Below are 11870 nucleotides of genomic sequence, written 5' to 3'. Positions count from 1 at the left end.
CAATGGACATAACTTTGCTTTAATTTCTTGGTGGAAACTAAAATAGGGTTATGTCCTTTTTATTTCAATCACTTAAAAAGTTGAGATTGGGGTCTGATTGCAAAAATTTATGATGCTGCTGTATTACCATCTTTGTGGCTGGACGTGATCAAAGATATCGTGAGCTATACTAAAAGTAAGAGTGCAATTTTTACCGGTCTGGATCAGCTTAATCCAGGCTATGACTTTGTCTATACGCACAATATCCCGAATGAAAGTCTGGCCGCTTATCAAGAGGAGCGTATCAGAGTGATTGATATGAAACTGCATATGCCCTTATGGAATGCGATCGAGATGGGCGATGCTTTAAGTCATAACTGTCAGCACTATGCAGAACAGCCGGGTACGGATCACTATGTGTTCTATGAGAAGTGTTTAAAGCCTGGCGGTGTATCTTATCTGGCGGGAGTATTGCTGGATCGGGAGAATTATCGTTGGGCGGTACTGGGTATTCATCGTGCACCTGAAGCACAGCCTTTTGAACAGCCTGAGCTGGATTTTCTAAGACGTATCAGTATTCATTTACGCCGGGCTTTGCAAATTCACCGGCAAATCAACTTGATTCAGCAAGATAATTTAAGCTTGTATACCGTATTGGATAGTTTAAAAACCGGAATTGTACTGCTTGATCAAAACCTGTGTTTAAGTTATTCCAATCCCATTGCGCAAAAGATGCTTGATCAAAGTTCATGTCTGGATCTGGATATACATAACCGTCTAAAAACCAATTATAGTCAGCAGATACGTTTTGATCAGCTTCTGGAAAGTGCTTTGCTGGAAGATACGACCATTCAAACTGAAGTGGGTGGAGTCCTGGCGTTGAGTGATGGGGCAGGCTCGCAATTCATGCTGACGGTAGTCCCCTTTAAGAAATTAAGAAATATGCAACATTTACAGTCTGCTCAGCATCAGATTGCATTATTTATGACGGATAAAAACCAGCATTATTCCCTGTCAAGAACTTACCTACAACAGTGTTACCAGCTTTCCAAACGAGAGTTTGATTTATGTGAGTTGTTAATTAATGGTTATAAAATAGAAGATATTGCAGAACAGTGTGGCATTACGCTGAGTTCGGTACGGACGTATTTTAAAAATATTTATGAAAAAACCCAATGTTGTTCGCAAATCGAACTGATGCATTTATTGATGGGTTGTACCATTCAATTTGAACATATTGATTAAACCGGCCTGAATTTCATATTCAAGCCGGTTTATATGGGTTATTTAACACGTTGTAAAGTTACAGGATCTTCACCTTGCGGATGTAAGATAAGATTGTTGTTAGATATATTGATGCTTGCAATTGTCTTGCTGCCATTTGAACTATCTTGTAATCCACCACACTCGTTGGTATCGAATAATACCTCGGTTGTGGTGAGAGTATTTGCTGACAATGTATATTTGCCATATTCAATTCCTGGCCAACCACAGTCATCTCCACCTTCAGTGTCTAGGAAGAAATAATAGTTGTTATCAAAGAAAGCAAATAGGTGCGTTTCATTGAGTCGCCACGTGCCGACGAGACTATTAGACTGCTTAACTCGATTTAAACGGTATTCAGTACTAACGCCGGGTTCAGTAAGAATTAATTGAGTTCCATTAAAGTTTAAAGAATAAGGTTTATTCTCGGCAGGATGTGAAAGTCCCCATTCACCATTGGTGTCATGTAGGATTTCCGGTTCAATCACGGTTGTTGTTGCATTCCATTTTAAGCGGCCCATTTCAATGCCTGCTTGACCACTCTCATCTTTTGCTTCTGCTTCACCTAGTGCATAGCGTCCATCTTCCAGAATGTGAATCAACACAGCAGTGTTATCGGTACGGTTAATCTCCCACGTACCGGCAATATCTTTGTAGAAGGTCGCTTGGAAGTTTTCTGAAGCTTTTTCTGGTGTTATCAACTGATCTGGTGTGATGGCTGTTTTGGTGACAACTTCATTTACGAAGTCGGTGGTACTTTGGTTAAAATTAAGCTTTACAGCAGTGAAGGCTGTTTTAGTGTCATCACTAATCTGAATGCCATCGCTATGATCACCTTTTCCATCTAAGGATTGTAAAAAAACCATAAGGTTGATACGCGCATTTTCACTTTCGACTAAATCTAATGGTGTGATACGCTCCTTTGCTTCAATTTCATCACCGAGTTGTACACCCCCAATAAAGAATTTTACTTTTTCATCATCATTAAATTTAAATTCTCCTTTTTCGTTGGTAACTCCTGTTGCACCACTACTGGTGATATAGGTCACCCCTGAAATGATTCCGTCCGTCAGTACGCCGGTTTGGGTGCCAACATTGTTTGCTGGAGGTGTACTGGCATTATCATCCGAACCGCCGCAGGCACTAAGTAACCCCGCTAAAGCAATACAAAGTAAAGTCTTTTTCATTAGAACCTTCCTGAAATTTATAATGTGGATTCAGTATAAAAAGACCCTCGTTTTTGCCATATCCCAAAATTAGGAGGTCAAGAGCTTTTTAATGCATGGATCCTTTAAATTAGAAAGAAATTTCTATTGATATTGGGAAGCAATCTGAACTATCCGTAAATTGATGTATGAGATAAGTTCAAGGTGGAAAAAATAATCAACTATTCATTTAAAAATTCCAATTATACAAATATAGATTAATTGTTTATTTATTGCTCATAGAGCACTATCTATATTTGCCTAGGTTGCTAAAATTCGCGCAATTTTGAATAGAATTGGTGCGTGACGTGTTTGAGAAGTTAGCAGAACAAAGCCTGAACCTGATGGGTTGGGAAATTGATAACCATTGGCCCCTAGATTTAGACCAATGTGTCATGATTGCTGCTCCTCATACCAGTAATTGGGATGCACTGTATGCACGTCTGGCCTTAAAAGCATTAGGCGTGAATGTTCGCTTAACCATTAAAGACAGTTACATGAAATTGCCATTTGGACCTTTTGTGCGTGCTATGGGCGGTATCGGGATTGATCGCCGTCCTAAACAGCCGGGGGAGCCTCGTCCGAGTATGGTTCAGGTGATGACGGAATTATTCAAGACCCATCCTAAACTGGTGATGCTGGTCACGCCAGAAGCGACTCGTGCTAAACAGGAACAGTGGAAGACAGGTTTTTATCATGTCGCGATTAATGCAGGTGTGCCGATTGCATTGGCCTATATGGATTATGAGAAGAAGAAAACTGGTGTAGGTAAAATTGTTTATCCGACAGGGGATTATGAAAAAGACATGGCAGAAATCATGGCATTTTATGCAGAGATTCAGCCAAAATTCCCTGAATGCTTCAGCGTAGATCAGCGCTATTATCAGAATTAAAATTGAGTTGAAAAAAAGCAGGAAAATTCTCCTGCTTTTTTATTGCCTAATCATCATGAAGATTGACAGACTTAAGATGCATTTTCAGAAGCGGGTAAAATTCCACCCAGATTTTGGCAGGCATCTTTATAAAGATCATATTGTTGCTCCACCACTTCATGCAGTGGCAGGTCAAACAGCTCTTCACCTTGATGATACTGTTTGATATAAGACTCGACTTTGGATTTGCTGCTATACAACATCTGCTGATAATAGTCGGTCATACTGCTATGTGGCATTTGGGCGGTATCTACCTTGGCACAATGGAAATTTTGCAGTAATTGTTCTGATTTTTTCAAATCGCTGGACATACAACCTGCCAGTAGCAAGGTACTGAGCAATGTCGTGATAAATTTCATGGAAAGTAGACTAAAGGCTTTATGGGAGCGCACTATTGTAGAAGTAAAACCCGGTCACAAAACCTTTTTAATCTACCAAATGGTTAAAAAATAGAACAACAGAATTTGAAAATCCAAGTCCATTCTCTAAACATCTAACCTTTAACCAAGCCGCCATCTACAATTAGGTTTTGTCCTGTGACAGCACGTGAATAAGGTGACAAAAACATCAGGATTGCAGCAGCGAATTCTTCGGGTGTAATCACACGGCGTAAAGGCGTCGATTGAGCAATGAGGTCAAAGACAAAGTCGGGAGTGGCCTTACTGGCATCTGTCGTTTGCAACAGGCCACCAGAGAGCATATTCACATTAATGCCATATTGTCCCAAGTCTTGCGCCGTGGTGCGGGTAAAGGCCAATAATGCAGCTTTGGCGGCGGTATAGTCATGATAAGGAACCACCGGATTTTGCACTAGGTTTGTACCAATATTCACGATCCGGCCGAAGTCTGTCTGTTTCATGTCATCCAGAGCGGCTTGTGTAGTATTTAAAGCTGCCTGTACCGCACCACTAAATTGCCGTTGCAACATTTCCCAAGTCAGCGTTTCTATTTTAGGGCGTGCATCACCATTAAATTCAAATTGAATTAGTGCATTATTGACAACAGCATGAATCGCTTCGCCGAAATGGGCTTTAGCCGCGGCAAATAAAGCACGGACCTGATCAGCTTGGGTCACATCTGCCTGATAAATAAATACCTGCGCAGGATACTGCTGGGCCAGCTGTTCAGCTTGCTGCTGACTCCTATGATAATTGACGACCACGCGCGCACCCTCAGCCAGTAAAGCCTGAGTAATGGCTAAACCCAAACCACGTGCACCGCCAGTAACAAGAACAATCTGATCACGAATCTGCATAATGATGATCTATATTGACAAAGATTGGCCTTAACATAGCAGTTATTTCACCGGATTCAAGCTTTAGCGGGGAAGACAGACTCGGCTTGATCTTGTGTTTAAATGAATTGGGACGCTAATAGAAAACAGCCTGCGCTAAAGAGTAAACTTAAGATCATGCGTTTAAACAGTAATTCTGAAATTTTGTAAAATAGCTTTGCGCCTAAAATTGCCGGAATACTCACAAAAACAATCAGCAATGCCAGATACGGTAAATGGCTTTGATTAATCAGGCCTTGCCATAGATACGTACCCAGCGTGAAAAGCTGAATTGCAAAATTAAAATGCCGCAAAATATAGCGCTGCTGGGCTTTGGGTAATTGTTTTAACATCACCCAGGCCGAAGGAATCGCACCGCAAAAACCGCCCAGCCCTCCTAGAATTCCGCCAATAAAACCGATGCAGCTATCAGTCAATTTTCCTGAATGCTGAATTGTTTTGAATTGCGGATTGAATAGCATCACCGGACACCACAGTACCAGAAAAAATCCCAAGATCATCTTAAAGGTATTTGCTTGAATGATCTGCAACAGATAAGTACCCAGCGGCACGCCAATCAGACCAGCAACCAGATAAGGCAGAACCAACTTCCTGGATAAAACCGGCTGCTTTTGTTCCTGACTGAGTGAAATCACATGACTCCAGATCGAGGCAAATACCAGCAAGGGCGCGGCCAGTTGCGGAGGCAGTACCCAAACCCAGAAAGACATGGCAATCAGGGCAAAAGCAAAGCCGGTCAGCCCCTGAACGAAACCCGCGACCATTGCACCAAGAATAAATAACAGCCAAGTCATAGAGATCAGGTCATAAGCAAAGGCAGCAGTATTCTCAAGATTTAAACAAAAGCCAAGCTTCCATTTAGCTGGATTTATGCAAATGAAAGTTCAAACTCTTATAAAAGCATGAATGCTAAATAAGGGTATAGCGGTTCGGCTATGCATAAAACATGCATAAATCTCTACAAGAGTGCAACAATGGCTCCGTTCACTCTCCATGAGCTCGCCTGATACTGACAGAGTGCAGTAAGAGGTGATGGACATGATGAAAAAAGTGATATTACTTTCTGTATTGGCCGTGTCATTAACCGGTTGTGTGGTTGATCCTTGGCATGATGATTATCGTGGCAACAGAGATCGTAATGGGCATTATGATCGAGACCACAGAGATCATGACTGGAAAAATAAGGACTATAAAGATCATCGGGATTGGAAACGTGACCGAGATAACCGCGACTGGCGCCGTGATCGTTAATCACAGTCTTTAAATTTGACTGACTACAATGACAAAAAGGATTCCTCTGAGGAATCCTTTTTTAATGTCTATTCAAAATGATTTAAATCAAGAAATACTTTTTTGATAAAGCCCCGCACGAACTGTACCGGCTTTGGTATTTTTAATTAAACGCCATGAGGACGGTAATTTAAGTAATTGTAAATCACGATCTGCTTCTACATAAATATAGGCATTGTCCTTGATCAGAGGATCTGCCTTTAGCGCTAGTTCTTCCCATAAATCCAGGCTATATGGCGGATCTAGAAAAACCAGATCAAACTGTGCCTGAAGGGTAGACAAAGCTTGCTGCGCCGTAGCCACTTTTAATTGTGCACGTGCTTTGGTGACTTTTAAAAGTTCCAGATTTTGGGTCAGAAATTGTGCCTGAGTACGATCCGGCTCAATCATCACCACTGATGCAGCACCACGCGATAATGCCTCAAACGCCAATGCCCCAGAACCGGCACAAATATCCAACACCTGGGCATTTTGTACATCCCACATCAGCCAATTAAACAGTGTTTCCCGAACACGGTCAGGCGTCGGGCGCAAACCCTCAATGCTGGCAAAAGGCAGTTGGCGGCGTTTCCAGTCACCACCAATAATTCGAAGCTGGTTTTTCATCTTTAATCTCGCTCTACCGGTGTCGGAGCAGGTGTTGCTGCGGGAGATGCAGCCGTATTTGCAGAAGTCGGAGCAGCATTGTCGGGCTGGTCACTGGCTGGAACGGCACTAGATGCTGCATCCTGACTCAACATGCCTGCACCACTTGGCAATTCAGCTGGCTTGATTCCGGCCGTCATCAGACCACCACTTAATTGGTGGCCTTGTGGGCGTACCGGATTTTTATCTTTATACAGTAACCAGTAATCAAAAATTGGACGGGCCAGAGCCGTTGCGGCACTACCACCGCGACCATTTTCCAGAATAACCGCAATCGCGATTTCAGGATTTTCAGCAGGTGCAAAACCGACAAACAGACCATGATCCAGCTGACGGTCAGTCAATAAGGATTCATTATAGCGCTTGCCCTGAGCAATACTTTTTACCTGTGCCGTACCGGTTTTTCCGGCAATAGAATATTGTAAGCCGCTTTTGATGCCTCGGCCTGTACCGGATTGAATTACGTCCACCATCGCATCACGCATTTTGATCCAGTCTTCTTCCTGACCATTAAAATCGATCTTGCCATGCGTGCCATTATGCACCTTGAACGGTTTGGCACCGCGACTTTCGCGCAGAACATGGGGAATGACTTTATTGCCATGGTTGGCGGTAATGGCTGTGGCCATAGCCAGCTGCAATGGCGTTGAAGTAAAAGCACCCTGACCAATACTGACAGAAATGGTTTCACCACGTGACCATTTGGCCTTGCGGGTACGCATTTTCCATTCCGGGTTTGGATACAGTCCTGAGCTTTCACTTGGTAAGTCCACGCCGGTTTTTTCCCCAAAGCCAAACTGACGCATCCAGGTATTCATTTTTTCAATACCCATGCGGTAGGACATGACATAGAAATAAGTATCACAGGAGACGACTTGGGCCTTATGCATATTCACTGCGCCATGCCCGGATTTTTTATGGTCACGGAAACGGTGACTGTCTCCTGGCAGGCTGAAATAACCCGGATCAGAAATAGTGGTATCCCAATCGACCAGACCATGATGCAGACCACCGAGCGCAAACATTGGCTTAATGGTGGAGCCAGGTGGATAAACCCCTTGTACCGCACGGTTATATAAAGGTTGATCCAGATTATCGCGCAGGAATGAATAATCTTTGGTGCTGATCCCGGTCACAAACAGATTCGGGTTAAAACTTGGGCTGGAGACCAGCGCCAGAATTTCTCCGGTTTTAGGATTCATCGCCACAATCGCGCCACGACGCCCGGCCAGTTGCTCCGAAGCTACTACCTGTAAACCGTAATCCAGTGACAGGAACAGGTCATTACCACGCACTGGATCTTTACGGCCCAAATGACGCAGCACATTACCAAAGGCATCTGCTTCTACCGATTCATTTCCCGGCACACCATGTAAAAGTTCTTCATAGGATTTTTCCACCCCGATTTTTCCAATCAGGTTGGTTCCGGCATAGAGATCCTTATCAATGGCTTTCAGTTCTTTGTCATTAATACGACCGACATAGCCAATCACATGTGCAAACAGGTCGCCATGTGGATAATAGCGAGTCATCTGGGTTTCAATATTTACGCCCGGAAACTGATATTTCACTTCACTGAAGCGGGCAATATCATTTTCATTCAGGTTGAGCTTGATTGAAACCCGTTCGGTTTTACGTGCTGTTTTAATCCGGGTTTGAAAGCGTTCAAGATCTTCTTCGGTCAATTCCAGAATCGGTTTCAGGCGTTCGAGCGTTTGATCGATATCCTGTACGTCAGCACGACTTAAAGTGGCAGTAAATACTGGATAGTTATCGGCCAGCAACACGCCGTTACGGTCATAAATATAACCACGCGCGGGCGGCAAAGGTTGTAGACGAATCCGGTTCTCATCAGAAGCTGTAGTAAAGCTTTCAAAGTTGAACAGTTGCAAATAGGCATAGCGGCTGACCAGCAGCAGCATAAAGAAAATGACAATCCCCATGGAAATCAAGACTCGACTGCGATAGATGCGCTTTTCTTGTTGTGCGTTTTTTAAAGGAAAGTGCTGCTTCATACGCGATCGACTTAAGACCTGAGAGTGGTAGAAAAGAATCAAAGTGGAGTATTCTAACGCAACTGCACTTGATTTGATAATGAAAAACTGCCCTTACAATCAGTTCCTTTAAGCTTTGACTTTGCAGACATTAAAATTGTAAAGTGCTGTATATAAGAGTTGTGATAATTCTGCTAGAGTAAAATCTAATAAAAATAGGACTATACCAAAAACTATAATTAAGGAAGATGGTGAAGGAATGAACAAGGTTTACCCTTTGTTAGCGTTTGCATTGTGGGCGAACGGGGCTTATGCACATGATCAGATTAATAATACTGCAACCAAAATAGAGCCTGCTCAGGCAAAAGCCTTTAATGTGGGTGTTGGTTTTACCCAGAAATTACTGCATTTAAATACCGAATGGGTGAACCCTTATGGGATTGCTTATGTGAAAGGTGGTGTTTTTCTGGATGATGATCGTACGATTGGCGGTCAGGCAGGCTTTCGTTATCCTGCACATCTCACCGGCAAAGACAAAAATGGTTATTATGTCGGGGTTTATGCCGGTCATATCGACAGCAAACAGGTTGATGGCGAGTATGAAGGCCGTTTAGGTGCTGGCGTTGATTTGGCCTATGTTTTGCTTAGTTCAGAACGGATCAGCAGTTTTAGTATCGGGATCGGTGCCGGAGAGAAACTCGAAGACCGAAATGGTCGTGCTGTGGCTGAAACAGAACCCCGGCTACAATTTTCCTATACTTTAAGTATCGGTTTATAGACAAAATATTCGACCTTATTAATATGTGTATTCTGTGAACAAAAAATTAAATATGGAAGTTATGCATGCTTGAGTACGTCAACGAGTTGTGGCAAACCTTTGTAAACCGCCCGGATTTTTGGGCCGTGCTCAGCATTATTCCAGTGACTGCATTTGTAACCTGGGCTCACGTCTGGATGGCGCTGAAAATGGTCTTTTATCCGATCAATTTTTGGGGTTTCCATCTCGGGCCATTACCTGTTGGCTGGCAAGGTATTGTGCCGCGTAAAGCCGGAAGAATCTCAGGAATTATCACGGATAATACCTTGTCTAAATTGGGCTCTATTCAGGAGTTCTTGCAGGCAATGGATCCGGATGATATGGCACGCATCATTGGCGAGCAGGTCGGTTTCGAACTGGAACACCTGATTGATGAAGTGATGATGGATCGCAATGCGGTGCTCTGGGAAAACCTACCTTTTGCTATTAAGCGCAGAATTTATGCACAAGCACAAAAACAAATGCCGGCAATTTTGCGTGAATTAGTGACTGAGCTGACCATGAACGTCGAGTCACTTGTAGATATGCGTGAAATGGTAGTGAGCCAGATGGAAGGCGACCGTCGCTTGATGGTGCGTATGTTCCTGAAGGTGGGTCAAAAAGAGATCAATTTTATCTGGCATATCAGTGCCCTCATCGGGATGTTCTTTGGGATTTTCCAGATGATTGTCTGGTTTGTAGTGCCGTGGCACTGGACTGTACCGTTCTGGGCTGCGATCTGGGGCTTTTTGACCAACTGGATCGCGATCTGGATGGTATTCAACCCACTCTATCCACACCCAGTAAAGTACCCGCAATTCTTTGCCCGTACCACAAATCGCAAGTTTCCGTGGATTAAGCCGGTGATTCCTCGTATCGGCACCTATAACATACAAGGCGCATTTATGAAACGTCAGGATGAAGTCTCTGACGTCTTCGCAAGTGTAGTCACAGAAGACCTGATTACGTTAAAATCGATCATGACCGAGATGATGTATGGCGGCAGAAAAGACAAAACCCGCCGCATTATCAAACGTCATATTAATGAAATTATGGAAACACCCCTGGTTCGGACCTCTTTACAGCTGTCTTTAGGACCAAAAGAGTATGCAAAACTCAAGACGGACTTGATCGATCGCTCGATTGAAATTACGATGGTACCTGTATGCGACCCAGCATTTAATGCGAGCCGTGCACAGAAAATCTATCAAATGTTTAGAGACCGCATACGTGAGTTGACTCCGAAGGAGTTTCAGAATCTTTTACGTCCTGCATTTCAGGAAGATGAATGGATTCTGATTTTATTGGGTGGGGTAACCGGTTTTGTCGCGGGTTTAATCCATTTGTTTGTGGCTTTCTTATAATGAGATGTCGGGGGACACAATCGGGTGATTGTGGTCGTGGCGTCATACATATTGTTTAAATGAGGATGTTTATATATGCGCATTATCTTACTCGGACCACCTGGAGCAGGTAAAGGTACACAAGCTCAGTTGATCTGTAAGCGCTACAATATCCCACAAATTTCAACCGGTGATATGCTCCGTGCTGCAATTCGTGAAGGAACTGAATTAGGTCTACAAGCTAAAAGTGTCATGGACAATGGCGGTTTGGTTTCTGATGAGTTGATCATTGGTCTGGTGAAAGAGCGCATTGCGCAACCTGACTGTGTAAACGGCTGCATTTTTGATGGTTTCCCGCGTACCATTCCTCAAGCAGAAGCCTTGGAAAAAGAAGGCATTGCAATTGATCACGTGATTGAAATTGATGTACCAGATGAAGAAATCGTACAACGTCTTTCTGGCCGTCGTCAGCATCCTGCATCTGGCCGTGTCTATCACATCGTTTACAACCCGCCAAAAGTGGAAGGTAAAGATGACGAAACGGGTGAAGATCTGGTTCAACGTCCTGATGACCAGGAAGCAACCATTCGTAAGCGTCTAGGTTCTTACCATACTGAAACCGAGCAACTGGTTGGTTTCTACCAAGGCCGTGCAGCGTCTGGTGAAAATGCACCAACTTATGACAAGCTAAATGGTTTACGTCCAATCGATGAAGTTCAAACTGATCTTTTCGCGATTCTGGATCAGGCAAAATAATCGGCTGACGATGATTTTGACAATCGGAGAGCCCTAATTCATATTAGGGCTCTTTTTTATTGCGTATTTGAACAGGGTACTTGTTGCTATGAAATTTGGCGTATTGGTGTTGATGGTAGTCTTTCTGGCAGTATTGGTAGGTCTGTTCTATTTCAGTTTTAAAATGCTCAACAAAGTACGTCAGGAAGAACGTGCTGAAAATGCAGCAAAGCGACCTGAGCGCCAGCTCCATCCAAAATTACAAGCCGAACTTGAACAGCGCAAGCAGCAGGAAAAGGCTGAACAAGATCAGGATAAATAATCCATAATAGTTCAGCTCAGCTAAGAATTTAGTTTGAACGAAAAGCACTCTTCTCATAGTCGATAAAAAGGT

Annotated in this window: 13 protein-coding genes; 7 read left to right on the top strand and 6 right to left on the bottom strand. The window is 43.4% G+C overall.

Going from position 1 to position 11870, the window contains the following annotated elements:
• Positions 1-93: 93 nt before the first annotated feature.
• Positions 94-1224, top strand: coding sequence for a LuxR C-terminal-related transcriptional regulator (locus tag ACIG3F_RS06855; protein ID WP_396469673.1), 1131 nt, complete (start codon positions 94-96; stop codon positions 1222-1224).
• A 38-nt stretch (positions 1225-1262) separates the two neighbouring features.
• Here ACIG3F_RS06855 and ACIG3F_RS06850 read toward each other — a convergent pair whose 3' ends face one another.
• Positions 1263-2429 carry a hypothetical protein gene (locus ACIG3F_RS06850; protein ID WP_180049623.1) on the bottom strand — a complete coding sequence of 389 codons (1167 nt, stop codon included), beginning with the start codon at positions 2427-2429 and terminating at the stop codon, positions 1263-1265.
• Between the two features lie 362 nt (positions 2430-2791).
• Between ACIG3F_RS06850 and ACIG3F_RS06845 the strand changes: the two genes are divergently transcribed.
• Positions 2792-3340, top strand: coding sequence for a 1-acyl-sn-glycerol-3-phosphate acyltransferase (locus tag ACIG3F_RS06845; RefSeq protein WP_004730226.1), 549 nt, complete (start codon positions 2792-2794; stop codon positions 3338-3340).
• A 71-nt stretch (positions 3341-3411) separates the two neighbouring features.
• Here the strand turns inward: ACIG3F_RS06845 and ACIG3F_RS06840 are convergent, their stop codons facing one another.
• The 3 genes from ACIG3F_RS06840 to ACIG3F_RS06830 all read right to left on the bottom strand — a co-directional run bounded on the left by ACIG3F_RS06840 (position 3412) and on the right by ACIG3F_RS06830 (position 5467).
• Positions 3412-3738, bottom strand: a complete 327-nt coding sequence (locus tag ACIG3F_RS06840) for a hypothetical protein (RefSeq protein ID WP_005107497.1) — start codon at positions 3736-3738, stop codon at positions 3412-3414.
• 134 nt (positions 3739-3872) lie between these two features.
• Entirely contained in the window at positions 3873-4634 is a 762-nt protein-coding gene (locus ACIG3F_RS06835) for a 3-oxoacyl-ACP reductase (RefSeq protein ID WP_396469670.1), read from the bottom strand.
• Between the two features lie 98 nt (positions 4635-4732).
• Complete coding sequence (locus tag ACIG3F_RS06830) at positions 4733-5467, bottom strand: sulfite exporter TauE/SafE family protein (protein WP_396469669.1); 735 nt, start codon at positions 5465-5467, stop codon at positions 4733-4735.
• 244 nt (positions 5468-5711) lie between these two features.
• On the opposite strand from ACIG3F_RS06830, the gene ACIG3F_RS06825 reads away from it, so the two are divergent.
• Positions 5712-5924, top strand: a complete 213-nt coding sequence (locus ACIG3F_RS06825) for a hypothetical protein (RefSeq protein ID WP_396469668.1) — start codon at positions 5712-5714, stop codon at positions 5922-5924.
• A gap of 87 nt (positions 5925-6011) precedes the next feature.
• On the opposite strand, the gene rsmD is transcribed toward ACIG3F_RS06825, so the two are convergent.
• Both rsmD and mrdA read right to left on the bottom strand, forming a co-directional pair.
• Positions 6012-6569, bottom strand: coding sequence for a 16S rRNA (guanine(966)-N(2))-methyltransferase RsmD (gene rsmD, locus ACIG3F_RS06820; RefSeq protein ID WP_004279484.1), 558 nt, complete (start codon positions 6567-6569; stop codon positions 6012-6014).
• A 2-nt stretch (positions 6570-6571) separates the two neighbouring features.
• Positions 6572-8623: a penicillin-binding protein 2 gene (gene mrdA / locus ACIG3F_RS06815; protein WP_396469667.1), complete on the bottom strand. Its 2052-nt coding sequence runs from the start codon at positions 8621-8623 to the stop codon at positions 6572-6574.
• A 238-nt stretch (positions 8624-8861) separates the two neighbouring features.
• Here mrdA and ACIG3F_RS06810 point away from each other — a divergent pair, with 238 nt between their 5' ends.
• From ACIG3F_RS06810 to ACIG3F_RS06795, 4 genes are all read left to right on the top strand, one after another.
• Positions 8862-9380, top strand: a complete 519-nt coding sequence (locus ACIG3F_RS06810; RefSeq protein ID WP_004279486.1) for a hypothetical protein — start codon at positions 8862-8864, stop codon at positions 9378-9380.
• A gap of 65 nt (positions 9381-9445) precedes the next feature.
• Positions 9446-10762: a hypothetical protein gene (locus ACIG3F_RS06805; RefSeq protein ID WP_396469666.1), complete on the top strand. Its 1317-nt coding sequence runs from the start codon at positions 9446-9448 to the stop codon at positions 10760-10762.
• A 75-nt stretch (positions 10763-10837) separates the two neighbouring features.
• A complete protein-coding gene (gene adk, locus ACIG3F_RS06800) occupies positions 10838-11497 on the top strand; it encodes an adenylate kinase (RefSeq protein WP_004279488.1) in 660 nt (219 codons plus the stop codon).
• A gap of 88 nt (positions 11498-11585) precedes the next feature.
• Positions 11586-11798 (top strand): hypothetical protein, encoded by a 213-nt coding sequence (locus tag ACIG3F_RS06795; protein ID WP_004279489.1) that lies wholly within the window; start codon positions 11586-11588, stop codon positions 11796-11798.
• Positions 11799-11870: the final 72 nt, after the last annotated feature.

Origin of the sequence: Acinetobacter sp. NPDC052428, from assembly GCF_044547685.1 — a bacterium.
GTDB classification, from domain to species: domain Bacteria; phylum Pseudomonadota; class Gammaproteobacteria; order Pseudomonadales; family Moraxellaceae; genus Acinetobacter; species Acinetobacter lwoffii_G.
Note: the sequence above shows the minus strand (reverse complement) of the source record. Positions and strands in the feature narration are given on the sequence as shown.

What these genes read in the sequence shown, in the direction of transcription:
- ACIG3F_RS06830 (WP_396469669.1), bottom strand. Translation starts at nt 5,467, where the DNA reads ATGACTTGGCTGTTATTTATTCTTGGTGCAATGGTCGCGGGTTTCGTT.
- ACIG3F_RS06845 (WP_004730226.1), top strand. Translation starts at nt 2,792, where the DNA reads ATGGGTTGGGAAATTGATAACCATTGGCCCCTAGATTTAGACCAATGT.
- ACIG3F_RS06795 (WP_004279489.1), top strand. Translation starts at nt 11,586, where the DNA reads ATGAAATTTGGCGTATTGGTGTTGATGGTAGTCTTTCTGGCAGTATTG.
- ACIG3F_RS06850 (WP_180049623.1), bottom strand. Translation starts at nt 2,429, where the DNA reads ATGAAAAAGACTTTACTTTGTATTGCTTTAGCGGGGTTACTTAGTGCC.
- rsmD (WP_004279484.1), bottom strand. Translation starts at nt 6,569, where the DNA reads ATGAAAAACCAGCTTCGAATTATTGGTGGTGACTGGAAACGCCGCCAA.
- ACIG3F_RS06840 (WP_005107497.1), bottom strand. Translation starts at nt 3,738, where the DNA reads ATGAAATTTATCACGACATTGCTCAGTACCTTGCTACTGGCAGGTTGT.
- mrdA (WP_396469667.1), bottom strand. Translation starts at nt 8,623, where the DNA reads ATGAAGCAGCACTTTCCTTTAAAAAACGCACAACAAGAAAAGCGCATC.
- ACIG3F_RS06835 (WP_396469670.1), bottom strand. Translation starts at nt 4,634, where the DNA reads ATGCAGATTCGTGATCAGATTGTTCTTGTTACTGGCGGTGCACGTGGT.
- ACIG3F_RS06810 (WP_004279486.1), top strand. Translation starts at nt 8,862, where the DNA reads ATGAACAAGGTTTACCCTTTGTTAGCGTTTGCATTGTGGGCGAACGGG.
- ACIG3F_RS06825 (WP_396469668.1), top strand. Translation starts at nt 5,712, where the DNA reads ATGATGAAAAAAGTGATATTACTTTCTGTATTGGCCGTGTCATTAACC.
- ACIG3F_RS06805 (WP_396469666.1), top strand. Translation starts at nt 9,446, where the DNA reads ATGCTTGAGTACGTCAACGAGTTGTGGCAAACCTTTGTAAACCGCCCG.
- adk (WP_004279488.1), top strand. Translation starts at nt 10,838, where the DNA reads ATGCGCATTATCTTACTCGGACCACCTGGAGCAGGTAAAGGTACACAA.